The organism is Leisingera aquaemixtae (assembly GCF_019801145.1).
Lineage (GTDB): Bacteria > Pseudomonadota > Alphaproteobacteria > Rhodobacterales > Rhodobacteraceae > Leisingera > Leisingera aquaemixtae_A.
On sequence record NZ_JAHVJQ010000050.1, the window covers coordinates 1 to 541 of the forward strand.

Here is a 541-nt window from a genome sequence, read left to right on the forward strand (position 1 = left end):
CTGGCCGAGAAGGTTGTCGAGATCGTCGACGCCGGTTCCGCCAACTTCTCGCCGATCTACCCGGACGACATGCCGCTGTTCGAGAAGATCGAGACCATCGCCAAGCGCATCTACCGCGCCGACGAGGTGCTGGCGGACAACAAGATCCGCAACCAGCTGAAGGAATGGGAAGACGCGGGCTACGGCAACCTGCCGGTCTGCATGGCGAAGACCCAGTACTCCTTCTCGACCGACCCGTCCCTGCGCGGGGCGCCGGTGGGCCACTCGGTGCCGGTGCGCGAAGTGCGCCTCAGCGCCGGTGCGGGCTTCATCGTTGCGGTCTGCGGCGAGATCATGACCATGCCGGGCCTGCCGCGCACCCCGGCGGCGGAAACCATCCGCCTGAATGCGGACGGCCAGATCGAAGGCTTGTTCTAAGACAAGATATGCGACATTCAGCGGCCCGGGATACCCCGGGCCGCTGGAGTTTTAAGACATGACCAAGCTGACACCGCCGCAGGACTGCCAGTCGATGGCAGAGGTGCGGGCCCAGATTGACAGG

General features: G+C 64.9%; 1 protein-coding gene. It reads left to right on the forward strand.

Annotation, left to right across the window (positions count from 1 at the left end; translation table 11 throughout):
- A partial coding sequence (locus tag KUW17_RS23555) for a formate--tetrahydrofolate ligase (RefSeq protein WP_222482663.1) occupies positions 1-417 on the forward strand: 417 nt, incomplete at its 5' end.
- Positions 418-541: the final 124 nt, after the last annotated feature.